This is a genomic window from Saccharothrix sp. NRRL B-16348, assembly GCF_001280085.1.
Lineage (GTDB): Bacteria > Actinomycetota > Actinomycetes > Mycobacteriales > Pseudonocardiaceae > Actinosynnema.
The window spans coordinates 96121-123110 of record NZ_LGED01000244.1 but is presented as its reverse complement, the minus strand read 5'-3'; the positions used below and the strand labels follow the sequence as shown (position 1 = coordinate 123110).

Below are 26990 nucleotides of genomic sequence, written 5' to 3'. Positions count from 1 at the left end.
ACCGGACGTGTCCGGACGGGACGTCAGCTGGCCGCCACGGTCAACCCGGTGGCGGCGAGCTTCGCCGTGCGCGGACCGTGCGCCCAGATCCGCTCCTGGTACGCGCGCAGCAGCGCCGCGTGGATGTCGTCGACGTACTCGGCCGCCGCGCAGTCCCGCCGCCACACCACCGTCACCCGCCGGTGCACGGGATTGCCCACGATCGGTTTCAACAGGACGCCGGGCAGGTCGTGGCCGGTCGGGAAGAAGCACGCCACGGTGTGGCCCGAGCGCACGAGTTCCGCGGCCGACGCCGGATCGACCCCGAAGTGCGCGCACCGCGGCGTGAACCCGGCCGCCTCGCAAGCCAGGTGAAGGTTCAACCTTCCGCCGCCGTAGCTCTCGTCGGGCACCGCCCACTCCTCGTCGGCCAGTTCGGACAGCCGAATCTCGTTGCGCGCCGACAACCGGTGCCCGACCGCGATTCCGACCAACATCGGTTCCGTCACGACGGTCCGGCAGCCGGCCTGTTCGGGTATCCGCAGTGGACTCTGGGGGAACTCCGTCACCAGCGCGAGGTCCAACTTCCCGGCGCGCACGAGGTCGAGCACGGCGTCACTGGTGCGTTCGAGGTGGGTGGTCTGCGGGTGCGTCGGCAGCAGCGCGCGCACCACGCCGACCAGCAACGGCGTCAGCGAACCGGCCACACCGCCCAGCCGGATGCCCGTGACGTCGCTCTCCGCGGCCAGCTTGCGCGCGGTCACCAGCAGGTCGTCGAACCGTTCCACCAGGTCACGGGATCGCAGCACGACGTGGCGGCCGAGCTCGGTCAGCTCGACGCCGTCCGTGCGCCGCAGGAACAACGGACCACCGAACCCACGTTCGATGCGGCGCAACTGCGCGGTCAGCCCGGCCTGCGCGATCTTCAGCAGTGAGGCGGCTCGGCTGATGCTGCCCGCTTCCGCCACGGTCAGCACGACGTGGAGATGCCTGAGCTCCATGTTCACTGCGGCAGCCTAGGGCAACGGGCCAACCCGGACACCGGTCGCGCGCGTGGAGCGGGGGAAGGCCCCGCGTCGGGAAGAACCCCCGGCCGTTGCTCCAACAGGTGCATAACTGACGAGTTATCGCCACCTCACACCTCCCGCCGCGCTCACCGGTTCGACCACCCTGCTGGTGGCCGTCACCGAACACCGAGGAGGTGTGAGCGACATGACGAAAGCGTTGCGGCTGCGACGCCTTTCCCGTCCGCGCGACGACAGGTACCTCTTCGTCCCGCTCGACCACAGCGTCTCGGACGGTCCGGTGGTGCCGCGCGACCGGTGGCACGAGCTCATCGACTCGGTCGTCGTCGGCGGCGCCGACGCGATCATCGTCCACAAAGGACGCGTGCGCACGATCGACCCGGGCGTGCTCGCCGGCTGCGCGCTGGTCGTGCACCTCAGCGCGGGCACCGCGCACGCCGCCGACACCAACGCCAAGGTCATCGTCGGCGAGGTCGACGAGGCGCTGCGGCTGGGCGCCGACGCGGTGAGCGTGCACGTGAACATCGGCTCGGACACCGAAGAGCGCCAGCTCGCCGACTTCGGCGTGGTCGCCAAGGCCTGCGACGAGTGGAACGTGCCGCTGATCGCCATGGTCTACCCGCGCGGACCGCGCATCGCCGACCCGAACGACCCGGCGCTGCTCGCGCACGTGGTCAACATCGCGGTCGACCTCGGCGCCGACATCGTCAAGACCAACCTCGCCCGGCCCGCCCAGCGGATGGCAGACGTGATCGCCAGCTGCCCGATCCCGGTGCTGGTCGCGGGCGGCCCGGCGACCGGCGGCAGCGTGGTCGACCACGCCCGCACCGCGATGGCGGTCGGCTGCGCGGGCCTCGCCGTCGGCCGCCGCGTGTTCACCGCGCCCGCGCCCATGTCGCTGGTCGCGGAACTGGCCTCGATCGTCCACGACGACACCCAATCGGACCTCGTCCGCGCGATGACGGGCGTCGTGGCCTCGTCATGAGCTTGCCGCCAACGGCCGCCGCCGGTCAGCCGACCCGCGGCGGCCCGTCCGCACGCCGATCGGGCTCTCACCCCTTGGAGAACCGTTGAAGTTCGCCTGGATCGACCTCCGCACCGTCCCCGAAGCGCACCGCGAAGCCGTCGTGGACGCCGCCGTGCACGCCCGCCTCGCCGGCGTCGTCTCCGACGACCCGGCGCTGCTGGACACGTTGCCGCCCACGATCACCCGGGTGCTCGTCGCCGACGCGGCGGTCGACAGCCCGCACCTGGTCACCGTCGTCGTCGACGACCAGGACGCGCTGGACCGGCTCACCACCGACGCGGCGTTCGTGCAGGTCCGCGACGACCGCACGCTCAAGCTCGCGTGCGCCGCGGCGGTGCGGCTCGGGCACACCGTGGTCGCGTTCACCGATCCGACGAAGATCCCGCTGGAGATCGTCATCGCCGCCGCCGACGGCGCGCCCGGCAAGCTCGTCACCGTCGTGGCCGACCTCGAAGAGGCCGCGATCGTGCTCGACGTGCTGGAGCACGGCTCGGACGGCGTGCTGATGGCGCCGAGCGACGCCACCGACGTGTTCAAGCTGGCCAGGCTGCTGGAAGCGACCACACCGCCGCTGAACCTCACCACGCTCACCGTCGAGGGCATCACCCACAACGGCCTCGGCGACCGCGTCTGCGTGGACACCGCCTCGCACTTCCAGGAGGACGAGGGCATCCTCGTCGGCTCCTTCTCCTCCGGCTTCATCCTGTGCTGCAGCGAGACCCACCCGCTGCCCTACATGCCGACCCGGCCGTTCCGGGTCAACGCCGGAGCCCTGCACTCCTACGTGCTCGGACCCGACAACCGCACCAACTACCTGTCCGAACTGCGCTCCGGCAGCACGGTGCTCGCGGTCAACTCCGAAGGCCGCACCCGCAAGCTCACCGTCGGCCGCGCCAAGCTCGAGTCGCGCCCGATCCTCACCATCACCGCGCACTCGCCCGAGGGCGTCGAGGTGAGCCTGACCGTGCAGGACGACTGGCACGTGCGGGTGCTCGGCCCCGGCGGGAAGGTCCGCAACGTCACCGAGCTGCGCCGCGGTGACGAGCTGCTCGGCTACATCGCGACCGAGCAGCGGCACGTGGGCATCCCCATCGGCGAGTTCTGCAAGGAGACCTGAGCCACGATGCGCGAGTTCGTCACCGACCTGTTGCGCCGCCACGGCGACGACGTGCCGGTGTTCACCCACGAGCACACCGTCACCCACGGCGCGTTGCGCGCGTCCGTCGCCGCCGAGGCGAGCCTGTTCGCCGCCTCCGGGGTGGGGGAGGGCAGCACGGTCGCCGTCCAGGTGCCCCCGAGCTTCACCCAGCTGGAGGCGGTGCTGGCGCTGTGGTCGCTCGGCGCCAGGGTGGTGCCGATCGACCACCGGCTCACCTCGGCCGAGGTCGGCGTGCTGTGCGACCTGACCCACCCGCAGTTCCTCGTGCGCGCGACCGGCCGGTTCACCGGCGCGTTCCGCGAGCGGTACGAGCTGGTCACCCAGCGCAAGCCCGACGGCCTGCCCGCCGCGACCCGGCACCGGCTGGTGCAGTTCACCTCGGGCTCGACCGGCCGGCCCAAGATCATCGGGCGCAGCACCGAGTCGGTCATCCGCGAGGTGCTGCGGCTCGCCGCAGCCGACGGCATGGCCCGCCACGGCGAGAAGTACCTGATGCTCAACAACACCGCCTACAGCTACGGGCTGATCGGAGGACTGCTGCACGCGCTGGCCGTCGGGGTCGAGCTGGTGTTCGCGGCGCGGTCGGCCTCCGCCGAGGACGTCCTGCGGACCGCCGCGCGGCACCGGGTGGACTTCCTCACCGGCCAGCCGTACCACTTCGAGCTGCTCGCCGAGGCGGGAGCGTCCGAGGCGCTGCGGTCGGTGCGCGGCGCGTTCTCCGGCGGCGAGCTGATGTCGCCGGACGTGGCCGAGAAGTTCGCCGCCGTCCACGGGGTGGTGGTGGGCGAGTGCTTCGGCACCACCGAGACGGGGGCGCTGACGATGGACGTGAGCGGCACGTCCCGGCCGTCGGCGGGCAGGCCGCTGTCCGACACCGCCATCAGGGTGCGCGAGGGCCTGGTCGAGGTGGCGCTGGACGAGTCGCCGTACCTGTACGAGGAAGGTCCCTCGCGTTACTCCGACGGGTGGTTCCGAACGGGTGACCGCGGCGAGTTCGACGCACACGGCAACCTGGTGCTGCTGGGCCGGTCCGACTCCCTGGTCCTGGTGCTCGGCTTCAACGTGGACCTGACCGAGGTGGAGGAGGCGCTGAGGGGCCACCCGCTGGTCACCGAAGCCATCGTGGTGCACGACTCGGAGATCGAGGCCTACGTCGCGACCGCGTCGGACGCGTTGACCCCCGACGAGGTGGCCGCGTGGTGCGCCGAGCGGCTGGCGGAGTTCAAGCGGCCGCGGCGGGTGCACGTGCTGCCCGCGCTGCCGCGCACCGCGAGCGGCAAACTGGTGCGCAACCCGAGGGTGCTCGCCGACGCGCGGTGATCGCCGGTGTGGCAGGGTGGACGAGTGGAACAAGTCGTGCTCCTGGACGAGTCCGGTGCCGGGATCGGCGTGGCCGACAAGGCTTCCGTGCATCACGCGTCCACCCCGCTGCACCTGGCGTTCTCGTCGTACCTGTTCGACGGGGCGGGCAGGCTGCTGCTGACCAGGCGCGCCCTGCACAAGAAGACGTGGCCGGGCGTGTGGACCAACTCGTGCTGCGGCCACCCGGCGCCCGACGAGCCGATGGTGTCGGCGGTGACGCGGCGGCTGGCCGACGAGCTCGGGCTGGGCGACGTGGAGCTGGACCTGGTGCTGCCCGCGTTCCGCTACCGGGCGGTGATGGAGAACGGGGTCACGGAGAACGAGATGTGCCCGGTGTTCCGTGGCCTGGTCTCGGGCGACCCGGAGCCCAACCCGGACGAGGTGGACTCGTTCGAGTGGGCGCCGTGGGCCGACTTCGCGCCCGCCGTGCTGGCCGGCGCCCGTCCGGTCTCGCCGTGGTGCGCCCTCCAGGTCGCCGAACTGTGGGACCTGGGCCCCGACCCCCTCGCCTGGCCGACCGCCTCCCCCTCGGGCCTCCCCGCCGCCGCCCGCCTGTCCTGACCGTTCACCTCACCCGTTCCGAACGCAGGACACGCGCGTCCCGAACGTAGGACACGCGCGCGAGTCCTACGTTCAGAACGCGCGTGTCGTACCTTCAGAACGCGCGTGTCCTACGTTCACGTCGCGCGTGTCCTACGTTCGCGTACCCCGAATTCAACGCTCAGGTCAGAGAGCGCTCTCTGGCGCGGTGTTACGGGATGACCGGAACTCGCTCCTTTCCTTGACTGATACAGGGGGCCGTCTTACGTTCCGCTGTGAGAGCGCTCTCTGAACCCTTCCCCGCAAGGCCCTTCGAAAGGGGAGTCGTGATCCCCACCATTCGCCGATGGCGTCGTCTGGTCACCACACTCGCCGTCGCGGCCCTGGCCGCGTCCGCGCTGACCTTCGTCACCTCTCCCGCCTCCGCGGCGCCGGAACTGCTGTCCCAGGGCAAACCCGTCGCCGCCTCCTCCACCGAGAACGGCGGCACGCCCGCCTCCGCCGCCGTCGACGGCAACGCCGGCACCCGCTGGTCCAGCGCCGCCGCCGACCCGCAGTGGCTCCGGGTCGACCTCGGCACGTCCACCGCCATCAGCCAGGTCACCCTGAACTGGGAGAACGCCTACGCGCGCTCCTTCCAGCTCCAGACCTCCGCCGACGGCAACGCCTGGCACACCATCGCCACCGCGTCCGGCAACGTCGGCGTGCAGAACCTGACCGTCGCGGCCACCACCCGGTTCGTCCGCGTCTACACGACCGCCCGCGCCACCCAGTACGGCGTGTCGCTGTGGGAGTTCCAGGTGTTCGGCGTCCGCAACTCCAGCGGCCCGATCGTGCGGGTCGCCGAGTTCCTGGCGGACTGCCCGTACAGCCACCGCCTCCCGGACGACCCGATCGTCGCGCCCAACCTCCCCGGCGCGTCGCACATGCACAGCTTCTTCGGCAACACCACCACCAACGCCCACTCCACCGTCCAGTCGCTGCTCGCCGGCACGAGCAACTGCAACCCGGGCGTCGACCTGTCCTCCTACTGGGTGCCCACCCTGTACGCGGACAACCAGCCCGTCGAACCCACCGGCACCACCTTCTACTACCTCGGCGAAGGCGTGCGCGACGACGTGATCGCCCGCATCCAGCCGTTCCCGCTCGGCCTGCGGATCGTCGCCGGCAACGCCAAGGCCACCCAGCCCGACGCGAGCACGATCTCGCGCTGGTCCTGCCTGCACGCCGGCCACGTCGGCGCGTCCAAGGACTTCGTGAACTGCCCGGCGGGCACCATGCTGGAGTCCTACCTGGACTTCCCGCAGTGCTGGAACGGCCGCGACCTGGACGCGCCGGACCACAAGAGCCACATGGCGTACCCGGTCAACGCGGACTGCCCGGCGACCCACCCGGTGCCGGTGCCGAAGCTGCGCCAGGTGCTGCGCTACCCGGTGAGCGGCGACCCGTCGCGGTTCCGGCTGGCCTCCGGCGCCGGGTTCACCATGCACGGCGACTTCTTCAACGCGTGGCCGGAGGCGGAACTCGCCCGCCGGGTGCGCGACTGCATCAACCCGATCATCAAGTGCGGCGCGGACGGCCGCCCATGAGAGCACCGATCAGGCTCGGCGCGGCGTTCGCCCTGATCACCGCACTGATCGCGCCGGTGAACGCGGTCCAGGCGGCCGAATGCGGCACGGCCAACGCGGCGCTGAACGCACCGGTCACCGCGTCGTCGGTGGAGCCGGGCAGCCCGTTCACGGCCGCCTCGGCGGTCGACGGCAACGCGGGCACCCGCTGGTCCAGCGCGTTCAGCGACCCGCAGTGGCTGCGGGTCGACCTGGGCGCGAGCCGGGACGTCTGCGGCGCGACCCTGCAGTGGGAGGCCGCGTACGCGACGGCGTTCCAGCTCCAGGTCTCGGCCGACGGCACGGCGTGGACGACCGTCCACCAGACCACCACCGGCACGGGTGGCACGCAGAACATCACCTTCACCGGCACGGGCCGCTACGTCCGGGTCCACACCACGGCCCGCGCCACGCAGTACGGCGTGTCGCTGTGGGAGTTCGCCGTGCGCACCGGCACGGGCGGCAACCCACCCGGTGAGCAGCTGCTGTCCTACAACAAGCCCGCGTTCGCCTCGTCGTTCCAGGACGACGGCGCGTGCCCGCAGTGCACGCCCGCCAAGGCGCTGGACCACAACCCGGCCACCCGCTGGGCCACCAACGCCACCACCGGCTGGGTCGACCCGGGCTGGATCTACGTCGACCTCGGGGCGACCGCGCAGGTCGGCAAGGTCGTGCTGCAGTGGGACCCGGCGTTCGCCAGCGGGTTCGAGATCCAGACGTCGGCCACCGCGTCGAGCTGGACCACGATCCACACCGTCACCAACGGCACCGGCTTCAAGCAGACGTTCACGGTGAGCGGCACGGGCCGCTACGTCCGGGTGAACCTGACCAAGCGCAGCGGGCAGTACGGCTACTCGCTGTGGGAGTTCCAGGTCTACGGCACCGGCGGCAGCCCCACGCCGCCACCGCCGCAGGCGCCGGACCCGGGCAACCCGCTGCGGCTGGTGTGGAGCGACGAGTTCAACGCGCCCGCGGGCACGAGGCCGGACGCGGGCAAGTGGCGGCCGGAGGTCGGCACCGGGCAGAACGCGGAGCTGCAGTACTACACCGACAACCGCAACGCGTTCACCGACGGCAACGGCAACATGGTGCTGGAGGCCAGGCGCGAGGTCACGCCGGGGGCGGCGTGCCCGGTCGACCCGGTCAGCGGCTCCGGCACGTGCCAGTACACGTCGGCCAGGCTCATCACCGAGGGCAAGGCGTCGTGGACGTACGGCCGGTTCGAGGCCCGCGTCCGCGTGTCGGGCACCAAGGGCCTGTGGCCCGCGTTCTGGATGCTCGGCAACGACATCTTCAAGGGCACCCCGTGGCCCGCGAGCGGTGAGATCGACATCATGGAGCACCTGGGCCGCGAGCCGAACACCGCGTACCAGACGATCCACGGCCCGGCGTACTTCGGCGGCGGCGGGATCGGGCAGGTCCGGGACATCGGCCAGGACTACGCGAACGCGTTCCACCTGTTCCGGGTCGACTGGAACAGCAAGGGCATGGTGTTCGGCATCGACGACGTGACCGTGCTCACCATCGACAAGGCGACGGTGGAGGCGACCCGGGGCCCTTGGGTGTTCGACAAGCCGTTCTTCATCCTGCTCAACAACGCGGTGGGCGGTGACTGGCCCGGTCCACCGGACGCCACCACGGTCTTCCCGCAGCGCATGCTGGTCGACTACGTCCGCGTCTACCAGTGACGGGCGGGTGCGGTCCCGCCTCGGTGGGGCCGCACCTCCCGGTATAAAGGCTGACGTGGACCGCAGACCAGTCACGTTGGAAGAGGTCGCGCGGATCGCGGGGGTTTCCCGGGCCACGGTGTCCCGGGTCGTCAACGGGGTCGCCACGGTGGACCGTGAGCTGCGCCAAGTCGTGGAGAAGGCGATCTCCACGACCGGGTACACGCCCAACCGCGCGGCGCGTTCGCTCGTCACCCGCAGGGCAGGCGCCATCGGGCTCGTCCTGCCCGACGAGGGGCGCACCCTGCACGACCCGTACTTCGGCCGGGTGGTAAGCGGCGTGCTGCCGGTGATCCGGCCGCTCGGCGTGCAACTGGTGCTGACCACGGGCGACCACCGCGAGGTGGTGGACGACATCCGGCAACGCAGGCTGGACGGCGTGATCCTGATCCACACCCACGACGCCGACCCGCTGCCGCGGCAGCTGATCGAGTCGAACCTGCCGGTCGTCCTGGCCGCCCGCCCGGTCCGGCCGATGTCGATCACCTACGTCGACGTCGACCAGGCCGCCGGCGCGGCGCTGGCCGCCGACCACCTCGTCGCCTCGGGTTGCCGACGGCTGGCCACCATCACCGGCCCCCTCGAGACGCCCGCCGGCCAGGACCGGCTGCGCGGCTTCCGCGAGGCGGCGGCCCGGCACGGCCTGCCCGAGCCGGTGGTGGTGGAGGGCGACTTCTCCCGCGAGGGCGGCGCCGAGGCGGCACGGCGACTGCGGGACGTGGACGTCGACGGCCTGTTCGTCGCCTCGGACCTGATGGCGACCGGCGCGCTGCCGGTGCTGCGCGGCGGCGGGCGGCGGGTGCCCGAGGACGTCAAGGTGGTCGGCTTCGACGACAGCAGCCCAGCCGTCGAGTGCGACCCGCCGCTGACCACGGTGCGCCAACCGGTGGAGGACATGGCCGCCGAGATGGCGCGGCTGCTGGTGGAGCGGGTCGAACGCCCGGACCGCCCGGTCAGCTCCGTCGTGTTCGCGCCCACGCTGGTGGTCCGCCAGTCCAGCTGACCCCGCCCCACCGCGCCCGCGACGCCTACGCCCGCGCTAACCGCGCCCGCCACCCGCGCCCGCCGCCACCCGTGCCCAACCCCGCACGCCCGCGCCACGCACGCCCCGCGCTACGCATGCCCCCGCCACCCACGCCACACGCGTCCACGACACCGCACCTGCGACGCCCGTGGCGATCTCCGTGACGACGCCCGTACCGCCCCCTCTCCACCCCTGTCCGCGCCTGCCCACCCGTGGTCGCCGCCGGGCCGGCCGTTTTATCCGGCTAACGTGAGAAATGCGATTGGGGTTGTCTTAGGTTGCATTCTTCGCCCGGTCGGGTGTCCCGCTGTCGGCAAGCTGTCGATTCGCCCACTCCCGGAACAACACTGCGGCCGCCGTCCGTTCTGCCCGTGTGCTGACCGCCGAACTCGCCCCGACCCGTTCCCCGGCCCGCTTCGTCGCCCTCGCGGGCGCTGTCGCCGTCGTCCTCACCGTCGCCCTCGTCGGCGGGCTGGACGTCTACCGGCTGGGCGACTCCACCAGACACCTGCGCCGCACCATCAGCGAGTACGCCCTCGGGCCGCAGCGCTGGGTGTTCGACACCGGTGTGCTGCTGCTGGTCTTCGGGTCGGTCGCGATCCTGTCCGTGCTGGTGTGGCGGGGCGTGGCGAAGTGGAACTCGGTGGGCTCGGTGGCGTTCGCGGCCTGGTCGGTCGGGTTGACGCTGGTCGTGATCTTCCCCAAGAACGACTGGGCGATCGGGCCGAGCATGAGCGGCAGCATCCACCGCTTCGGCAGCCTGGTGGCGTTCATCGCGCTGCCGATCGCCGCGATGCTGCTCGCCCGGCCGTGGCGGCGTGATCCGGTGTGGGGCGCGCACGCCCGGTGGACGTTCCGGTTCGGTGTGCTGTCGGCCCTGGCGTTCACGCCGATCCTGTACGCGATCGGCGTGAACGCGGTCGTGGGCACGTCCTGGTGGCGGGTGATCCCGCTCGGGTACGTGGAGCGGCTGCTGGTGCTGACCGAGGTGGTGGCCGTGCTGGTGGCGGGCGTGTGGGCCATCGCGGTGGCGCACCGGCCCACCCTGACCGTCCACGAGAACGAAACCCGAGAGAACGAAACCGACGTGCACGAGAGCCGAGAGCGCGAAACCCAGGACTTCCAAGCTCAGGAGTACAAGCCGTCCAGCACGTCCTTGTAGCGGCCCTCGATCTCCTTGCGCCGCATCTTCAGGCTCGCGGTGAGCGTGCCGTCGTCCACCGAGAAGTCCTTCGGCAGCACGGCGAACTTCTTGATCGTCTCGTGCCGCGCCAACTTCGCGTTCGCCGCCTCGACCGCCCGTCCCACCTCGGCGTCCGCGTCCAGCCCCGCGGGCGCGAGGTCGGCGTCGATGGTCACCAGCGCGACGCAGTAGTTGCGGCCGTCGCCGTGCACGAGCACGTTGCCGATGTACGGGCTGCCCGCCTTGACCAGGCCCTCGACCGCCTGCGGCGCGACGTACTTGCCGCCGGAGGTCTTGATCAGCTCCTTCTTCCGGTCGGTGATGCGCAGCCGGCCGGCCTCGTCCAGCTCGCCGATGTCGCCGGTGTGCAGCCAGCCGTCGCGCAACGTCTCGGCGGTCTCCTCGGGCAGCCCGCGGTACCCGCGCATGATGCCGCGCCCGCCGATCAGCACCTCGCCGTCGTCGGCGATGCGGACCTCGGTGCCGACCAGCGGCTTGCCGACGGTGCCGAGCTTGTTCGCGCCGGGCCGGTTCACGAACGACGCCGCCGACGACTCGGTCAGGCCGTAGCCCTCCAGGATCGTGATGCCCGCGCGGTCGAAGAACTCGCCGACCGGGCGCGACAGCGGCGCGGAGCCGGACACGAAGTACTTGATCCGCCCGCCGACCCGCTCCCGCAGCTTGCTGAACACGAGCTTGTCGGCGATCTTGCGCCGCACCGTCCACTCCGGGTGCTCGGCCACCGCCAACGCCCAGTCGAACAGCTTCGCCTTCACCCCGCCCGCCTCGCGCATGGACGCCACGACCCGCTGGTGGATCTTCTCGAAGATCCGCGGCGCGGCGGCCACCACGGTGGGCCGCAGCTCGAGCAGGTTGGCCGCGATCCGGTCCACGTCGCCGTCCACGGCGGTGGGCACGCCGGTCGCGAGCATGCCGACCTGGAGCACCTTGCCGAACGCGTGGGACATCGGCAGCCACAGGAAGTGCAGGTCCTGCGGCGTCAGCACGCCCAGCTCGCGGATCGCCTCGGCGGTGTAGAGCCAGTTGTCGTGCGTCAGCTCGACGCCCTTGGGCGTGCCGGTCGTGCCCGACGTGTAGATCAACGTGGCCAGCCGGTCCGGCGTGAGCTCGTCCACCATCGCGTCGTAGTCGCCGTCGACCTCGTCGGGCTCCCAGTCCGGCGTGACGACCTTCGCGTCGACCTTGCCCGCCACCTCAGGGTCGGCCACCACGAGCACGCTCTCCGAGTCGCGGACGATGTGCGCCACGACGTCCGGCGTGCTGCTGGGGTAGATGGTCGTCGTCACGCCGCCCGCCGCGAGCACGGCCAGGTCGGTGAGGATCCAGTCCACGCTGGTGGCCGCCATGATCGCGACCCGTGCCTCGTCCCGCACGCCGAGCGCGCGGAAGCCCAGCGCCCGCCTGCGCACGTGCTCGCCGACCTCGGCCCAGGTCAGCGACGTCCACGTGTCGCCGGTGCGGTGGCGCAGCGCCTCGGCGTCCGGGGTCTCGCGCACGCGTTCACGCAGCAGATCGGGAATGGAACGGGCCACGGTGACCTCCTGAGGAGCGACGCTCTAGAGCGGTACTCTAACCCCGTGAGATCGACTGGTCAGCGGGCAGTGCTCGACGCGGCCCTCGCGCTGGTCGACGAGGGAGGGCTGGACGCGGTCACGATCAGCGCGCTGACCGCCCGTTCCGGGGTGTCCAACGGCAGCGTGTACCACCACTTCGGCAGCCGGGCCGGCGTGTTCGCCGTGCTGTACGGGGAGAGCTTCGCGCACTGCGTGGCGGCGATGGCGCCCGCGCTGGACCTCGGCGACGCGGAGAAGGCCGTGCGGGCGGTGGTGGCGCGGTACCTGGGGTGGGTCGCCGAGCACCCCGGCCGGGCGAGGTTCCTCTACGCCGCGCCGTCGACCGCCGATCCGGCGGTGAAGGCGGAGGTGTTCGAGCCGGTCGCCCGCTGGTTCGCGGCACGCATGGCGGCGGGCGAGTTGCGCGAGATCCCGTTGTGGGCGTTGGACGCCGTGGTGATGGGGCCCGCGCACGAGTGCGCCCGGCGGCACCTGATGGGCGCGCTCGACCTGGCCGAGGCGGCGGATCTGGTCGGTGATGCGGTGTGGGCGGCGGTCGCGCCCGTAGGGTGATCGCATGGCCACTTGGGGCGACCTCGCCGCATACGTGCACGACACCTATGACGTGATCGCGGAGAACGAGGACGAGATCAGGATCCTGTTCAACTTCGAGCAGTACGACGAGGACGACGAGCGGACCCAGGTGGTCATCCTGGTCCGCGAAGTGCTCGACAAGCTGCACGAGTGGGTGCAGATCGCCTCGCCGATCGGGCTGGCGGCGAACGTCGACCTGCACGCGTTCCTCGCCGAGGTCGGCAACTCGACCATCGCGTGCGGCGCGGCGATCATGGGCGACCACGTGGTGCTGCGGCACTCGTTGCCGTTGTCGGACCTGGACATCCACGAGTTCACCGAGCCGCTGGCACTGCTCGCGGGCACGGCGGACCGGCTGGAGGAAACCTTCTTCGGCGGGGACGACTACTAGTGCTAACTTAGCCTTACCTAACCGAGGGAAGGCGCTGCGTGTCCACACGGCCTGTCGCGATCGCCGGGTACGAGTCCATGACCATCCAGGTGCGCGCGGGTCTGGGTGAACGTCGCCTGGTCGCCGCCGTCCGCTCCCTGTTCGTGCGGCACGAGGTGCTGCGCGCCGACGGCTTCACCGCCGAGTCGTGCGTCCACCGGGTGGCGGTGACGCCGTGCCTGATCTCGCTGACCGCCGCGGGGGACGTGCCGGGTGACGGGCCGCTGCGGGTGGTGTGGCTGGACGGCGGCGCGTCCGGGCGGATCGTGCTGACCGTGCGCCGTGACGTGCTGGCGCGGCTGCCGTGGCACGTGCTGCTGCCCGGCCTGGTGTCGGCGTGGAGCGCGAGCACCCACCTGCGCACCCTCTCGAACCGCTGACCCCTGACCTCTCCTGCGGACCGTTGACAGCGGACGTGCCGGGGTGCTGTGATCCGACGCAACAGATAGGAAAGTTTCCTAACTGAACCGCCGCCGCCGAGTTCCACCTACTTGTGGGAGGCACCCTGTGGCAACCCGATGGCTTGCACTGCCCCTTCTGCTACCGCTGGTCGCGGCCGTCTTCTCCGTCCCGACCGTCCCGACCGCCGCGGCGGACGTCGCGCCCGCCGCCGTCACCGAGCACCAGGCGGAGAGCGCGACGATCTCCCACGGCCTGGTCGAGTCCAACCACGCGGGCTTCACCGGCAGCGGCTTCGTGAACTACGACAACGAGTCCGGCGCGTACGTCGAGTTCACCGTGACCGCCGCGACCGCCGGCCCCGCCACCCTGTCCTTCCGCTACGCCAACGGCACCACCGCCAACCGGCCGGTGACCGTCACCGTCAACGGCTCGGCCGGCGCGAGCGTGGCGTTCCCCGGCACCGGCGCGTGGTCCACCTGGGGCACCGGCTCCGCGACCGCGTCGTTGGCCGCCGGCGCGAACCGCGTCCGCGTCACCGCGACCACCGCCAACGGCGGCCCGAACCTCGACCGGCTCACCGTCGACACCGGCGCGGTCGGCGTCGGCCGGCCCGCGGACGTCAACGGGCAGCTCCGGGTGTGCGGCGTGAAGCTGTGCAACCAGCACGGCCGCCCGATCCAGTTGCGCGGCATGAGCACGCACGGCATCCAGTGGTACGCGCAGTGCGTCAAGCCCGCGTCCCTCGACGCGCTGGCGACCGACTGGGGCGCCGACGTCCTGCGGATCTCGCTGTACGTGCAGGAAGGCGGGTACGAGACGAACCCGCGCAAGTTCACCGACATGGTGCACGGCTACATCGAGGAGGCCACGCGGCGCGGCCTGTACGCGCTGGTCGACTGGCACCAGCTCGACCCCGGCGACCCGAACGCGAACATCGCGTCGGCGCGCACGTTCTTCACCGAGGTCGCGCAGCGGCACCGGGCCAAGACCAACATCATCTACGACATCGCGAACGAGCCGAACAACGTGTCGTGGGCGGGCATCAAGTCCTACGCCGAGCAGATGATCCCGGTGATCCGGGCGCAGGACCCGGACGGCGTGGTGTTCGTCGGCACGCACGGCTGGGGGTCGCTCGGCATCTCCGACGGGCGCAGCGAGCAGGACATCATCGCCAACCCGATCAACGCCACGAACTTCATGTACACGTTCCACTTCTACGCGGCGTCGCACCAGGACGAGTACTTCGCCGCGTTGCAGCGGGCGGCGGCGCGGCTGCCGATCTTCGTGACCGAGTTCGGCACCCAGACCTACACCGGTGACGGCGCGAACGACTTCGCGTACAGCCAGAAGTACCTGGACTTCCTGGCCGCGAACAAGATCGGCTGGACGAACTGGAACTTCTCCGACGACTTCCGCTCGGGCGCGGTGTTCAAGGAGGGCACCTGCGCGGGTTCCTCGTTCACCGGCACGGGCGTGCTCAAGCCCGCCGGCGTCTGGATCCGCGACCGCATGAGGACCCCGGACGACTTCCCGACGAGCTGACCCGTTCCCGAACGGCCGTCGGCGGCACCGCGGACCGCCACGATGCGGTGCCGCCGACGCGGGAGAGCAATCCCTTGCGCCACAAGGACCACGACGCACGGGCAGGAGGCCTACCGCGGTAACGGTGTCGCGCCGAGGCCCGATCACCGGCGTGACCGGGGCCGTCCGAGGCTCCGCGACACCGGGCGGGCCGAATGTTCGCAAGTGGCGCAGCAAGACGCAGTTCCGGCACGGCGGCCAGGCTGTTCGCGGTCGTCGCCCTCGCCGCCGCACTGGTGGTCGCACCGACCACGTGGCACGCGCCGACGGCCGTGGCCGCCACGCCGACCGCGATCACCGACGCGCCGACGACGGCCACGGTCGGCACGCCGTACACGTTCTCCGGCACCGTGACCGACGAGAGCCCGGTCGCCGCGGTCGAGGTGTCGACGGACGCGGGCGTGACGTGGCGGGCAGCCGGGTGGCAGGCAGGTTTGACGACGTGGGACCACACCTTCACGCCGTCGGGGTCGGGCGCGGCGCAACTGCGGGTCCGGGCGCTCGACGCGGCGGGCGGCACGGTCGGTGAGGCGTCCGCGGAGACGTCGGTCGCCGCCCGGGTCTGCCCGTGCGGCCTGTGGTCCGGCTCCGACGTGCCGTCGACGGTCGACGCGGCCGACGACGCGGCCGTGGAACTGGGCGTCAAGTGGCGGTCGACGCACGACGGCCACGTGCGCGGCATCCGGTTCTACAAGGGTCCCCGCAACACCGGCACGCACACCGGTTCGCTGTGGTCGGCCGCCGGTGTGCGACTGGCGACCGGCACGTTCCGCGACGAGACCGCGAGCGGCTGGCAGACCCTGGTCTTCCCCACGCCGGTCCCGGTCGACGGCGACACCACCTACGTCACCTCCTACTTCGCGCCGGCCGGGCACTACTCGTTCGACCACGGGTACTTCGCCCACTCGTCCCGCTTCCTGGAACCGCTGACCGGCCTGCAGACCGGTGTCGACGGCCCCAACGGCGTGTTCCGCGCGGGCGCCGGCTTCCCCGGCACCGCGTCCGCCGACACGAACTACTGGGTCGACGTGGTGTGGGCCCCGGAGCCCGGCGCGGACACCAGGGCGCCCGACCTGACCGGCACCACACCGGTGGCCGGCGCGGGCAGCGTCCCGCTGTCCGACGTCGTGACCGCCGCCTTCGACGAGCCGGTCGCACCGGGCTCCGCCGAGTTCACGCTCACCGGCCCCGGCGGCCCGGTCGCCGGCGACGTCTCGACGTCCGGCAACGGCATGACCGCCCAGTTCCAGCCGCACGCGCCACTGCCCGCGGGCACGCCGTTCACCGCGTCGGCCCGAGTCCGCGACGCGGCGGGCAACCAGACCGCCGCGCACACCTGGCAGTTCACCACCGGCTCGCCGCGGGCGGCCGAGTGCCCGTGCACGCTGTGGGACGACTTCACCACCCCGCCCGTGCCCGCCACCGACGACGCGCAAGCGGTCGAACTCGGCGTCAAGGTCCGGTTCGCCGGCAAGGGCGAAGTGCTGGGCGTCCGCTTCTACAAGGGGCCCGGCAACACCGGCACGCACACCGGGTCGTTCTGGACGTCGACCGGGATTTTGCTGGCCACCGGCACGTTCTCCGGCGAAACGACCACCGGGTGGCAGGAGCTGACGTTCGCCGCACCGGTGCCCGTCCAGGCCAACACCACCTACGTGGTGTCCTACTACGCGCCCCACGGCCACTACGCGGCCACCCTGAGGCACTTCGAGTCGCAGCCCACGACCTACGGCCCGATCACCGCGCCCGGCGACGGCGCGAACGGCACGTACCGCTACGGCGGCGGGTTCCCGACCGGCGGGCACCTCGCGTCCAACTACTGGGTCGACGTCGTGTACCGCAACGGCCTCAACGGCGACACCACCCGGCCCACCCTCGACACCCGCGCGCCCGGACCGGACGCGACCGACGTGCCGCTCGACCAGCCGTTCACGCTCGGGTTCAGCGAACCGGTCGACCCCGAGTCGGCCACCGTCGTGCTGACCGACCCGGCGGGCGCGGAGCTGCACGGCACGTCGACCTACTCGGCGGACCGCGAGACCGTGACGTGGACGCCGAACGGCGCGCTCAAGGCGGGCACCCGGTACGCGGCGAGCGTCCAGGCGGCCGACGTCAACGGCAACACCATGGCGTCCGCGGCCACGTGGACGATCACCACCCGGGCCACCGCGCCGTGCCCCTGCTCGCTGTTCAGCACCGCGACCGTGCCGCGCACCCCCTCGGCGAACGACGGCGGCGCGTACGAGCTGGGCACCAGGTTCGCCACGACCCGCGGCGGCTGGGTCACCGGCGTCCGGTTCTACAAGGGCGAGGGCAACACCGGCGTCCACACCGGCTCGCTCTGGACCGCCGGCGGGCAGCGGATCGCCACCGGCACGTTCGCCGACGAGACCGCGACGGGCTGGCAGACCCTCGTGTTCGCCGAACCGGTGCCCATCGCGAGCAACACGACCTACGTCGCCTCCTACACCGCCCCCGACGGGCACTACGCGGTCGACCAGCAGTACTTCACCCGGCGGCACCCGGTCGTCTCCGCGCCGTTGACGACCGCGGAGGGCAGCACGGCCGGCGTGTTCGTGCCGGGCGGCGGCTTCCCCAACCGGTCGTGGGACGGCAACAACTACTGGGTCGACGTCGACTTCACGCCGTTCACCGACACGACGCCGCCCGTGCACATCGGGCACACACCGACCGACAACGGCACGGACGTCGCGTTGGACGCCTCGCTCACCGCCACCTACGACGAGCAGGTCAGCCTGGTGGGCACGACGTTCCGCGTGGTGGACTCGCACGGCGTGCCCATGCGTGGCGCCGTCACCCGCGCCGACGGCAACCGCACGCTGGTCTGGACGCCCGCCGCACCGCTGGTCCGGGGCACCGCCTACACCGCGACGGTCCGTGCGGTCGACGTGTACGAGAACGTGGCGGCCGAGACCGTGACGTGGTCGTACACCACGGGGAACCCGCCGTGCCCGTGCTCGCTGTTCAGCGAGGCCGCGGTGCCGGAGGTGCTCGAAGGGTCCTACTTCGGCGGCGCGGGCATCGGCGTCAAGTTCGTCCCGACCGTCGACGGCTTCGTGACCGGCGTGAAGTACTACAAGTCGCCGGCCAACGGCGGCGAGCACACCGCCCACCTGTCGCTGCCGGACAACACGACCCTGGCCACCGGCGGGTTCACCGGCGAGACCACGTCGGGGTGGCAGCGGATGACCTTCGCCGAGCCGGTGCCGGTCACCGCGGGAACCACGTACCTGGCCTGGTACACCACGTGGCAGGGACGCCAGTCCGAGACCCGGAACTACTTCGCGTCGGGCGGCGTCACCACGCCGCGGTTGACCGCTCCCGGTGGCCCCGGCTCGCCCAACGGGATGTTCGGCCGCATCCAGGGCTTCCCCGACTTCCCGAGGAACGCCGACAACCACAACTACTGGGTCGACGTCGTCTTCACCACGGCGTAGGCGCGGGCGATCGGGCGATCTTCGGACGTCGTGGGTGCGGCGGGCCTCCGTGGTGCGGGAGGATCGGTCGTGGGGCGACGTCCGAGGGGGACACGTGGGCAAGGACATCGGTGACACGGCGGCCGTGGTCGGTTTCGGGGTGGCCGCGGCGCGCAGCGGTGACGTCGCGGCGGCGGAGGTCTGGTACCGCGCCGCCGCCGACAGCGGTGACGTCGACGGGATGAACCTGCTGGCGTTGCTGTGCGAGGAACGCGGCGCGCTCGCCGAAGCGTCGCGCTGGTACGGCCGTGCCGCGACCAGCGGTGACACGGTGGCCATGCACGGCTTGGCCCGTCTCGCGCGGCGGGACGACCGGCTGGACGACGCCGAGCGCTGGTACCGGGAAGCCGCCGACCGCGGTGACCAGGAGGCCATGACCGCGCTGGCCGACCTGCTCTCGGCGACGGACCGCGCCGGTGACGACGACGAGTGGTACCGCCGTGCCGCCGAGTCGGGCGACCCGCGGGCTCTCGCGGTGATCGGCGCCCGGCTGCGGGCCAGGGGCGAGACCGACGAGGCGGAGCGGTGGTCGCGCCGGGGCGTGGAGGCGACCGGCGAGCCGTTCTTCATGGTGGAACTCGGTGAACTGCTGGCCGGCCGCGGTGACCTGGACGGCGCCGAGACCTGGCACCGCCGTGCCGCCGAGGCCGGTGACGTCGACGCGATGGGCCACCTCGCCGCGGTGCTGGTGGCCAAGGGCAGCGCGGGCGAGGCCGAGGAGTGGTACCGGAAAGCGGCCGGGGCCGGTCGCGCGTCCGCCATGGGCGACCTCGCGCTGCTGCTCGTGCACCGGGGTGAGGTCGCCGAGGCCGAACGCTGGCTGGACAGGGCGTCCAACGCGGGCGGGGTCGAGGTGGACCACGACCTGTGGGCCGCGCTGCCCCCGCTCGACGCGGACGCGTTCGACCACCGGCAGCGCGAGGCCGGTCACCGGGTGCTCGTCGTCCTCGGCGTCCTGGCCCGGCAACGCGACGACGTGGACCGGGCCGAGCACTGCTTCCGGCGTGCGGCGGACGCGGGCGACACCCGGGCCATGCACGAGCTGGGGATGCTGCTGACCCGGTGGGGGAGCGCGACCGACCGTGCGTCGGCCAACCGCCCGGGCCGACCGGTCAAGCCGTCGTCGGAGCGCGCGGAAGCCTGGTTCCTCCGTGCGGCCGAGGGTGGACACCCGGACGCGATGTTCGTCCTGTCGGCGTTGCGGAAGGGCGGTCCGGAGGGGCAGCTGTGGTGGAATCGCGCCATCGCGGCCCGGCAGGCCGACTCGATGAAGGCCCTGGCCTCGTTGGCGGCGTCGGACGAGGCCGCCACACCGAGCTGACCACGCACCGGGCCGCTCGTGCACTTGGCCGCGCGCGCACCGGGCTGACCACACCGGGCCGACGGCGCACGTTCACCGGGTCGGCGACACGCTCGGTTGTAGGCTGGTTTCGTACTACTTCGGACGGAGGCTCGGACGCAGATGAGCGAGACGGATCCGCACATCCACGTCAAGCAGAAGGTGCTGGAGGCCGACGCCACTGTCCGCAACCTGATCTCGTCGACACTGGGCCGCGTGACCGACGCGCCGAGCGTCGTCACCACCGGTTGCGGACTGCAGGTGCGCTACGCGATGACCTCGCCCCGTCCGGAAAGCGTTACCTGCCTCGCCTGCCGAGAACACGCTCACCGGGAGTACCTGCGCTTCGCCGACCAGGTCGAGCGCTTGGGGCAGCCAGGCGCGATACCCGGCACGAACGTCACCGCCAGCCAGGTGGCCGAGGCCGTGAAACGGCTCCGGGACGTCGCGAAGAGGTTCTCTAGCTGATGGTCACCGCCCTCGCCGCGCTCGCACCCGAGCTGACCGCGCACCGGCTGATCGCATCGAGCTGAGCGCACCCGGCCGACCGCGCACACGGCCCTACCGCGCGCCGCGCATGCTTCGCAGGGGTACCCCGCCCAAGGGGAGCCCTTGTCTTAATCCTGCCGGCAGGGTCTGACAATTCCGGGGGTCAGGACACCGGCCACGTGTGCACCGGCTCGTTGGTGTGCATCAGGTCCCGGTACGTGCGCAGCATCCGGCGCAGTGCCTCGGGCCGGTCCAGGGACGTGTGGTCGTAGTGGCGGTGGAAGGCGCGCGCCTGCCACGTCGCCCCGTTCACGCCGGTCAGGCACCGCTGCTCGATCACGCCCAGCAGCCGGTCGCGCTCGGCCGCCTCCACCTTCATCCGCACCAAGCCCTCGTGCGCCATCGGCAGCAGGCGGCGCAGCACCAGTTCCACCACCGGCACCGTGCCCAGCCCCGGCCAGTACACCTGCGCGTCGATGCCCATCCGGGCGCCCGACGTGAAGTTCTCCTCCGCCGCGCTGAACGACATCTGCGACCACAGCGGCCGTTCCTCCTCGGCCAGCACGCGCACCAGGCCGTAGTAGAACGCCCCGTTCGCCAGCATGTCGACCACGGTCGGCCCGGACGGCAGCGTGCGGTTCTCGACCCGCAGGTGTGGCTGGTCGCGCACCACGTCGTACACCGGCCGGTTCCAGCGGTAGATCGTGCCGTTGTGCAGCCGCAGCTCGGCCAACGACGGCGTGTCCCCGCGCTCCAGCACCTGCAACGGGTCCTCCTCGTCGCAGATCGGCAGCAACGCCGGGAAGTACCGCACGTTCTCCTCGAACAGGTCGAAGATCGACGTGATCCACCGCTCGCCGAACCACACCCGCGGCCGGACGCCCTGCTCCTTCAGCTCGTCGCTGCGCGTGTCCGTGGCCTGCTGGAACAACGCGATCCGCGTCTCCCGCCACAGCTCCTTGCCCAGCAGGAACGGCGAGTTGGCCCCGATCGCGACCTGCACGCCCGCGATGGCCTGCGCCGCGTTCCAGTAGGCCGCGAAGTCCTCCGGCGACACCTGCAGGTGGAACTGCGTGCTCGTGCAAGCCGCTTCCGGCACGATCGAGTCGGCCGTGAGCTGCAACCGCTCGATCCCGCTGATCGCGATCTGCAGGTCCTCGCCCCGTGCGGCCAGCACCTGCTCATTGAGCAGCATGTACCGGGGGTTGCCCGACAGCGCGTCCACCGCCAGGTGCTTCGGCTGCAACGTCGGCAGGATCCCGATCATCACCATGTGCGCGTCCACGCCCCGCGCCTTGTGCTCGGCCTCGTTCAACGACGTCCGCACGACGTCCTCGAACGCCGTGATCCCGCCGCCGGTGAGCAGCCGGGGCGCGACGTTGATCTCCAGGTTCCACTGGCCGAGCTCGGTCACGAAGTCCGGGTCGGCGATGGCCTCCAACGCCTCGGCGTTGCGCATCGCCGGGTCGCCGGCGTCGTCGACCAGGTTCAGCTCGATCTCCAGCCCGGTCGTGGGCCGGTCGAACTCGAACCGGGACTCGCCCAGCATCCGGGCGAACACGTCCAGGCACCGGCGCACCTTCGTGCGGTACCGCGTCCGGTCGTCGCGGGTGAACTGCTGTCGCCCGACCTCGTCGCCCATACCGCCGCCTTCCCAAGCTTGATCAGCGCGCGGGTACCGCGATCGCGGTCACCACAAACCCCTCCCGTGCCAGCCAGCGACCGGTGAACCCGTCCAGCACCACGCCGTCCACCAAGGGCGGCTCGATGAGGATCCGCGCGGTGAACGTGCCGTCGTCCGGGTTGATGGCCACCTCCGCATCCTCGAACCCCAGCCACGTCCGCGCCAGTGGGAACCACGCCTTGTAGACGGTCTCCTTGGCGCTGAACAGCAGCCGGTCCCACGCCACCTTGTCGCCGGCCGCCTTCAGCTCACCCATCCGGGCCAGCTCGCCGGGCACCGCGATGGCCTCCAGCACGCCGTCCGGGGTCGGCTCGTTCGGCTCGGCGTCGATCCCGATCGTCCACACCTCCGACGTCCGGCCCACGGCCGCCGCCCGGTAGCCCTTGCAGTGCGTGATGCTGCCGACCACGCCCTCCGGCCACGTCGGCTCGCGCTTCGGGCCGGGCAGCAGCGGCACGGGCGGGAACCCGAGGGCGGCCAGCGCCGTGCGCGCGCAGTGCCGGCCCGTGGTGAACTCCTTGCGCCTCTTCTCCACCGCCCGGGCGACGTGCTCCTCCTCTTCGGGGAACAACACCACCCCGTCAGGGTCGTCGAACGCCTCGAACGCCGACACCGGCGGCGCGAGCAGGTCCGTGATCACCGTGCGTCCCCTTCGCGCAGCACGTCCAGGAGCGGCGCGGCGGTCCAGCCACGCGGCTGCCACTCCCGCGGGTAACCGAGCGACACCTCGTCGAAGCGGACGCCGTCCTTGCGGATCGTCCGCGGGATGTGCAGGTGCCCGTAGACCATCACCGCCGCGCGGAACCTCAGGTGCCAGTCCGCGGTCCGCTCGGTGCCGCACCACAAGGCGAATTCGGGGTACCGCAGCACGAACGTGGGGTCGCGCACGAGAGGCCAGTGGTTGATCAGCACGGTGCGCAACGAACTGTCCACGGCGCGCAACCGGCGCTCGCTCTCCTCGATCCGCGCCGCGCACCACGCCTCACGGCTCGGGTACGGGTCGGGGTGCAGGAAGTACTCGTCGGTGCAGATCACACCGGCCTCCTGCGCCACGGCCAGCGCGGACGCCTTGTCCATCGTGCCCGCCGGGCGGAACGTGTAGTCGTAGAGCGTGAACAGCGGGGCCACCGCCACCGGCCCGCCCGCGCCCTCGAACACCGCGTAGTCGTCGTCGGGCGTGAGCACGTCCAGGCTGCGGCACAGCTCGACCAGCTGCTTGTAGCGCACCTCGCCGCGGGCCTGCGCCGGGTCGTCCTTCGTGGTCCACAGCTCGTGGTTGCCCGGCGACCACACCACCTTGGCGAACCGGCCGCGCAGCACGCCCAACGCCCACTCGACGTCGTCGAACTTCTCCGCCACGTCGCCCGCGACGATCAGCCAGTCGTCCGGCGAGTGCGGCCGGATGCCCTCGACGAACGTCCGGTTCTGCTGGTACGTCACGTGCAGGTCGCTGGTGGCGAGGAGTCGCGGCGCAGTGCTCACACCTTCGAGCGTATCCGTGCGCAGCCGGTATCGGGGAGTGACCGCTCATCCGCTCGTCGCTCCTGTGGGGCCGTTCGGCGGGGTGATGGTGTCCGCGTGACGCTGGACCACTCCCGTTCGTCGCGCGTTCCCTTACCAGGGAGCGCCGGTGTTCCTAGCGTGATGGGCATCACGACGTCCTGGGCGGAGGACCTGATGACCAACTACGTACGACCAGCGCAGCCGTTCGGTCGAACGGTGGGCGCGGAGATCGCCCGCCAGGTGCAGCAGCACACGCACCCCGCGGTCGCCCCCAGGCGCACGGACGACGCCGCCCTGGCCATGTTGCTGCGCGCCCGCCAGCGCGGCGACGCCCAGCGGCAGGAGCCGTGGGTGCGCCGGGCGCCGGAGGCGCCACCCCGACCGCCGCACGCCGACGTGATCGAGCAGCTGGCCGTGCGCCTGGTGCCGCCGTCGTTGTGGGCCGTGGTCGAGCCGCTGCTGCCGCCCGCGAAGGTGCGCCGCCAGGGCGGCGGCCGGGGCCGGGTGTCGGACCGGGCCATCTTCACCGCGATCGTGTTCGTCCTGACCAGCGGTTGCGCGTGGCGGCACCTGCCGCCGACGTTCGGCGTGACCGTGCCGACCGTGCACCGCCGGTTCCAGGAGTGGAGCGAGGCGGGGCTGTGGCTGCGGCTGCGGCGGGCGGCGATGGACGGCGCGACCGACGGCGAGTGGCTGCGCCTGGTGCTGGAAGCGGCGGAACGACGCGGCGCGCGCGCCGTGGGTTGACCGAACGGGGAACGACGGTGGCAACGCGGACGTCCCACAACTGTTGAACCGGGACGTCCGCTCTGCCGTTCGTCCCATTGGAGGTGTGTGTCATGAAGGAGCTGTCCAGACGCGAGGTCGCGCTGCTGAGGGCGACGGTCGCGAACCGGGTCGACCTGACCCGCAGCGCCGAGCCCGACGTGCGAGTCGACGGTCTGCCGTTCTGCGACCCGACCACGGCACGCGCCCTGGTGCACGCGGGGCTGATCGAGGCGACGACCCCGGTGGCGCCGGGCGACCACGCGCCCGCCCGCCTCACCGCCGCCGGCGCCGCGGCCCTGGGCCTGGCGGTCCTCGCGGCCTGACCGGTGTGACCGTTGGACCGGTTTGACCAGGTCCGGTTGACTGGGGTGGTGACCCCAGTCCACGTGACCGTTGTCGAAGGCCCGGCGGACGTGCCACCTGCGGTGTTCCTGCACGGTGTGCTCAGCTGGGGTTCGGACGACGACTACGGCTTCGGCCACCAGCGTCCCCTCGCCGCCCACCGGCGACTGCTCCTGGTGGACCGGCGCGGCTTCGGCGCGAGCCCCGACCTCGACGGGCCGCACCGCAGCGACTACGAGGTGGACGCCGAGGACGTCGTGGCCCTGCTGTCCGGTGGCGCCCACCTGGTCGGCCACTCCTACGGCGCGGTCGCCGCGATGCTCGCCGCCGCGGCCAGGCCCGACCTGGTGCGCTCGTTGTGCCTGGTCCAGCCGGGTGCGCTGCGTCCTGCGGAGGACCACCCGGCCGTCGCCGAAGCCCTGGCCCGCGCCCGCGCCGCCACGGCCGGCCCACCACCGGACCTGACACCCGAGGACTACCTGAGGCTGTCCACCGAGGCGGTCGGCATGCCCGCGCCCGAGCCGACGCCTGCCCGGCTGCGCGCCGCGCGCACGACGATGGGCGAACGCCCGTGCTGGGACGCCGACGTGCCGCTGGAGCCGCTGGCCGCCGCGCCGTGGCCGTCCCTCGTGATCCGGGGCGACTGGTCGGGCGCGCCCGAGGAGTACCGCAGGCTCGCGGGCGTTCCGCTGCGGGCCGCCGCCGAGGTGATCGCCCGCCGGATCGGCGCGGAGCTGCTCACCGTGCCCGGCTTCTACCCGCACGTCCAGCAGCAGGCCGCGGTCAACGCCGCGCTGGCCGCGCTGTGGGAGCGGGCCGACGCCCGCTAACCGACCTCGTCGTACCGCCGGCGGGCGTCCAGCACGTCGGGCACGTGGTCGCCGACCCACTCCAGCACCGCGCCGAGCCGGGCGGTGAACTGGCTGCCCAACGAGGTGAGCGCGTACGTCACCCGGGGCGGGGTCGTGGGTTCCACCTCGCGGGTCACCAAGCCGTCGCGCACGAGTTCGCGCAGGTTCTGCGAGAGCACCTTCTCGCTGATCCCGACGGCCCGGTCCCGCAGCAGGTGGAAGCGCTGGGGTCCGGGGCGCAGCGCGGTCATCAGCACGATCCCCCACCGGCTGGTGGCGTGGCGGAACAGCACGTGCCCCGGGCAGTCGGGGTGAAACCCGTCACCCGACGCCTCGTCCGGGCCCTGCCCTGCCTGGAGTCCTACCGCCACACCCGGAGCTTACCCACGGGTCAGTCCTTACCGGATCGATCGCCGCGCGCCTACGGTCGTCGCCGACGAGAGGGAGGGATTCCGGTGGTGGGGAACAAGGTCCTGGTGACGGGCGCGACGGGGAACGTGGGCGCGCAGGTCGTCCGGCAACTGGTGGCGGCGGGTGTCGCGCCGCGGGCGTTGAGCAGGCGGGCGGACGCGGGGTTGCCGGACGGGGTCGAGGTCGTGCGCGGCCACCACTTCGACCCGGCGACGTTGGCGGCGGCGCTGGTCGGCGTCGACCGGGTGTTCCTGGTGTGGCCCGCGTTCACGGCGGACGCGGCCGACGCGGTGGCCGAGGTGATCGGCGCGCGACGGGTGGTGCTGCTGTCCTCCGGCGCGGTGGTGGACGGGGTGGAGGAGCAGCCTCACCCGATCGGGCGGTACCACGCCGAGGTCGAACGGGCGGTCGCGCGGGCCGGCGCCGAGTGGACGTTCCTGCGCCCGCACGGCTTCGCCGCCAACACCCGCGCGTGGGCCCCGGAGATCCGCGCCGGTGACGTGGTGCGCGGCGCGTACGGGCAGGCCGCGTCGACGTTGATCCACGAGGCCGACATCGCGGCGGTCGCCGTGCGGGCGTTGACCACGACCGGCCACGCCGGCGCGGCCTACGAGCTGACCGGCCCGGAGGTGCTGACCAGGGTCGAGCAGGTGGGCGTCATCGGCGAGGCCCTCGGTCGGCCGCTGCGGTGGGAGGAGCTGTCCCGCGAGGAGGAGCGGGAGCGGTCGCTGTCGTGGCTGCCGGCGTCCGTGGTGGACTCGGTGCTGGACGGCCAAGCCGAGCTGGTCCACCGACCGCTGCCGCCGACGACGACGGTCGAGGAGGTGACGGGCACACCCGCCCGCCCGTTCCGCGAGTGGGTGGCCGACCACGTGGACGACTTCCGGTGAAC

General features: G+C 72.0%; 24 protein-coding genes and 1 pseudogene. 19 read left to right on the top strand and 6 right to left on the bottom strand.

The genetic code is table 11. The features are described from left to right. Positions 1–23 precede the first annotated feature (23 nt). Complete coding sequence (locus ADK67_RS39620; RefSeq protein WP_231648582.1) at positions 24–980, bottom strand: LysR family transcriptional regulator; 957 nt, start codon at positions 978–980, stop codon at positions 24–26. 211 nt (positions 981–1191) lie between these two features. Here ADK67_RS39620 and ADK67_RS39615 point away from each other — a divergent pair, with 211 nt between their 5' ends. The 8 genes from ADK67_RS39615 (at position 1192) to ADK67_RS39580 (ending at position 10612) form a co-directional block, all read left to right on the top strand. Next, a complete protein-coding gene (locus ADK67_RS39615) occupies positions 1192–1989 on the top strand; it encodes a 2-amino-3,7-dideoxy-D-threo-hept-6-ulosonate synthase (RefSeq protein WP_053721765.1) in 798 nt (265 codons plus the stop codon). 85 nt (positions 1990–2074) lie between these two features. Then, positions 2075–3148: a 3-dehydroquinate synthase II family protein gene (locus ADK67_RS39610; RefSeq protein ID WP_053721710.1), complete on the top strand. Its 1074-nt coding sequence runs from the start codon at positions 2075–2077 to the stop codon at positions 3146–3148. Positions 3149–3154: 6 nt separating this feature from the next. Next, positions 3155–4510: a class I adenylate-forming enzyme family protein gene (locus ADK67_RS39605; RefSeq protein ID WP_053721709.1), complete on the top strand. Its 1356-nt coding sequence runs from the start codon at positions 3155–3157 to the stop codon at positions 4508–4510. 24 nt (positions 4511–4534) lie between these two features. After that, positions 4535–5113, top strand: coding sequence for an isopentenyl-diphosphate Delta-isomerase (idi, locus tag ADK67_RS39600; protein WP_053721708.1), 579 nt, complete (start codon positions 4535–4537; stop codon positions 5111–5113). Positions 5114–5418: 305 nt separating this feature from the next. Then, on the top strand, positions 5419–6681 hold the full coding sequence (locus ADK67_RS39595; protein ID WP_197289831.1) for a DUF1996 domain-containing protein: 1263 nt from the start codon (positions 5419–5421) through the stop codon (positions 6679–6681). Then, positions 6678–8387 (top strand): discoidin domain-containing protein, encoded by a 1710-nt coding sequence (locus ADK67_RS39590; RefSeq protein WP_053721763.1) that lies wholly within the window; start codon positions 6678–6680, stop codon positions 8385–8387. Before ADK67_RS39595 ends, ADK67_RS39590 begins: the two co-directional genes overlap by 4 nt. A 55-nt stretch (positions 8388–8442) precedes the next feature. Continuing rightward, positions 8443–9429, top strand: coding sequence for a LacI family DNA-binding transcriptional regulator (locus tag ADK67_RS39585; protein ID WP_197289830.1), 987 nt, complete (start codon positions 8443–8445; stop codon positions 9427–9429). Positions 9430–9823: 394 nt separating this feature from the next. Beyond that, on the top strand, positions 9824–10612 hold the full coding sequence (locus tag ADK67_RS39580) for a DUF998 domain-containing protein (RefSeq protein WP_063797883.1): 789 nt from the start codon (positions 9824–9826) through the stop codon (positions 10610–10612). On the opposite strand, the gene ADK67_RS39575 is transcribed toward ADK67_RS39580, so the two are convergent. Next, a complete protein-coding gene (locus tag ADK67_RS39575) occupies positions 10579–12186 on the bottom strand; it encodes an AMP-dependent synthetase/ligase (protein WP_053721707.1) in 1608 nt (535 codons plus the stop codon). The genes ADK67_RS39580 and ADK67_RS39575 overlap by 34 nt on opposite strands. A gap of 45 nt (positions 12187–12231) precedes the next feature. On the opposite strand from ADK67_RS39575, the gene ADK67_RS39570 reads away from it, so the two are divergent. The 7 genes from ADK67_RS39570 (at position 12232) to ADK67_RS39540 (ending at position 20518) form a co-directional block, all read left to right on the top strand. Next, on the top strand, positions 12232–12780 hold the full coding sequence (locus ADK67_RS39570) for a TetR/AcrR family transcriptional regulator (RefSeq protein WP_063797882.1): 549 nt from the start codon (positions 12232–12234) through the stop codon (positions 12778–12780). A 4-nt stretch (positions 12781–12784) separates the two neighbouring features. Beyond that, complete coding sequence (locus ADK67_RS39565) at positions 12785–13192, top strand: hypothetical protein (protein ID WP_053721705.1); 408 nt, start codon at positions 12785–12787, stop codon at positions 13190–13192. Positions 13193–13230: 38 nt separating this feature from the next. Next, on the top strand, positions 13231–13611 hold the full coding sequence (locus ADK67_RS39560) for a hypothetical protein (RefSeq protein WP_053721704.1): 381 nt from the start codon (positions 13231–13233) through the stop codon (positions 13609–13611). A gap of 127 nt (positions 13612–13738) precedes the next feature. Then, entirely contained in the window at positions 13739–15175 is a 1437-nt protein-coding gene (locus ADK67_RS55170; protein WP_082404489.1) for a cellulase family glycosylhydrolase, read from the top strand. Between the two features lie 194 nt (positions 15176–15369). After that, positions 15370–18672: a DUF4082 domain-containing protein gene (locus ADK67_RS39550; protein ID WP_053721703.1), complete on the top strand. Its 3303-nt coding sequence runs from the start codon at positions 15370–15372 to the stop codon at positions 18670–18672. Positions 18673–18766: 94 nt separating this feature from the next. Then, the gene (locus tag ADK67_RS39545) at positions 18767–20032 is read left to right on the top strand and encodes a tetratricopeptide repeat protein (protein WP_053721702.1); all 1266 of its coding nucleotides are present in this window, start codon (positions 18767–18769) and stop codon (positions 20030–20032) included. 141 nt (positions 20033–20173) lie between these two features. Beyond that, positions 20174–20518 (top strand): hypothetical protein, encoded by a 345-nt coding sequence (locus ADK67_RS39540; protein ID WP_053721701.1) that lies wholly within the window; start codon positions 20174–20176, stop codon positions 20516–20518. Between the two features lie 184 nt (positions 20519–20702). Here the strand turns inward: ADK67_RS39540 and ADK67_RS39535 are convergent, their stop codons facing one another. From ADK67_RS39535 to ADK67_RS39525, 3 genes are read right to left on the bottom strand one after another with little or no spacing between them, the layout of a single operon-like run. Then, the gene (locus ADK67_RS39535) at positions 20703–22181 is read right to left on the bottom strand and encodes a glutamate--cysteine ligase (RefSeq protein ID WP_053721700.1); all 1479 of its coding nucleotides are present in this window, start codon (positions 22179–22181) and stop codon (positions 20703–20705) included. Positions 22182–22203: 22 nt separating this feature from the next. Then, the gene (locus ADK67_RS39530) at positions 22204–22863 is read right to left on the bottom strand and encodes a 4'-phosphopantetheinyl transferase family protein (RefSeq protein ID WP_053721699.1); all 660 of its coding nucleotides are present in this window, start codon (positions 22861–22863) and stop codon (positions 22204–22206) included. Further along, entirely contained in the window at positions 22860–23705 is an 846-nt protein-coding gene (locus ADK67_RS39525) for a metallophosphoesterase family protein (RefSeq protein ID WP_053721698.1), read from the bottom strand. Before ADK67_RS39525 ends, ADK67_RS39530 begins: the two co-directional genes overlap by 4 nt. 417 nt (positions 23706–24122) lie before the next feature. On the opposite strand from ADK67_RS39525, the pseudogene ADK67_RS54205 reads away from it, so the two are divergent. The 3 genes and pseudogenes from ADK67_RS54205 to ADK67_RS39510 all read left to right on the top strand — a co-directional run. Further along, a pseudogene (locus ADK67_RS54205) lies at positions 24123–24461 on the top strand (transposase); the annotation flags it as partial. 104 nt (positions 24462–24565) lie between these two features. Beyond that, positions 24566–24817 (top strand): hypothetical protein, encoded by a 252-nt coding sequence (locus ADK67_RS39515; RefSeq protein ID WP_053721697.1) that lies wholly within the window; start codon positions 24566–24568, stop codon positions 24815–24817. A 63-nt stretch (positions 24818–24880) separates the two neighbouring features. Continuing rightward, positions 24881–25666: an alpha/beta fold hydrolase gene (locus ADK67_RS39510; RefSeq protein WP_197289829.1), complete on the top strand. Its 786-nt coding sequence runs from the start codon at positions 24881–24883 to the stop codon at positions 25664–25666. Here ADK67_RS39510 and ADK67_RS39505 read toward each other — a convergent pair. Next, positions 25663–26058 (bottom strand): winged helix-turn-helix transcriptional regulator, encoded by a 396-nt coding sequence (locus ADK67_RS39505; protein WP_053721696.1) that lies wholly within the window; start codon positions 26056–26058, stop codon positions 25663–25665. The two genes, ADK67_RS39510 and ADK67_RS39505, sit on opposite strands and share 4 nt — an antisense overlap. Positions 26059–26145: 87 nt before the next feature. Between ADK67_RS39505 and ADK67_RS39500 the strand changes: the two genes are divergently transcribed. Continuing rightward, positions 26146–26988, top strand: a complete 843-nt coding sequence (locus tag ADK67_RS39500) for an SDR family oxidoreductase (protein ID WP_053721758.1) — start codon at positions 26146–26148, stop codon at positions 26986–26988. The last annotated feature ends 2 nt before the right edge of the window (positions 26989–26990 follow it).

What these genes read in the sequence shown, in the direction of transcription:
- ADK67_RS39620 (WP_231648582.1), bottom strand. Translation starts at nt 980, where the DNA reads ATGGAGCTCAGGCATCTCCACGTCGTGCTGACCGTGGCGGAAGCGGGC.
- ADK67_RS39615 (WP_053721765.1), top strand. Translation starts at nt 1,192, where the DNA reads ATGACGAAAGCGTTGCGGCTGCGACGCCTTTCCCGTCCGCGCGACGAC.
- ADK67_RS39605 (WP_053721709.1), top strand. Translation starts at nt 3,155, where the DNA reads ATGCGCGAGTTCGTCACCGACCTGTTGCGCCGCCACGGCGACGACGTG.
- ADK67_RS39590 (WP_053721763.1), top strand. Translation starts at nt 6,678, where the DNA reads ATGAGAGCACCGATCAGGCTCGGCGCGGCGTTCGCCCTGATCACCGCA.
- ADK67_RS39565 (WP_053721705.1), top strand. Translation starts at nt 12,785, where the DNA reads ATGGCCACTTGGGGCGACCTCGCCGCATACGTGCACGACACCTATGAC.
- ADK67_RS39550 (WP_053721703.1), top strand. Translation starts at nt 15,370, where the DNA reads ATGTTCGCAAGTGGCGCAGCAAGACGCAGTTCCGGCACGGCGGCCAGG.
- ADK67_RS39540 (WP_053721701.1), top strand. Translation starts at nt 20,174, where the DNA reads ATGAGCGAGACGGATCCGCACATCCACGTCAAGCAGAAGGTGCTGGAG.
- ADK67_RS39535 (WP_053721700.1), bottom strand. Translation starts at nt 22,181, where the DNA reads ATGGGCGACGAGGTCGGGCGACAGCAGTTCACCCGCGACGACCGGACG.
- ADK67_RS39515 (WP_053721697.1), top strand. Translation starts at nt 24,566, where the DNA reads ATGAAGGAGCTGTCCAGACGCGAGGTCGCGCTGCTGAGGGCGACGGTC.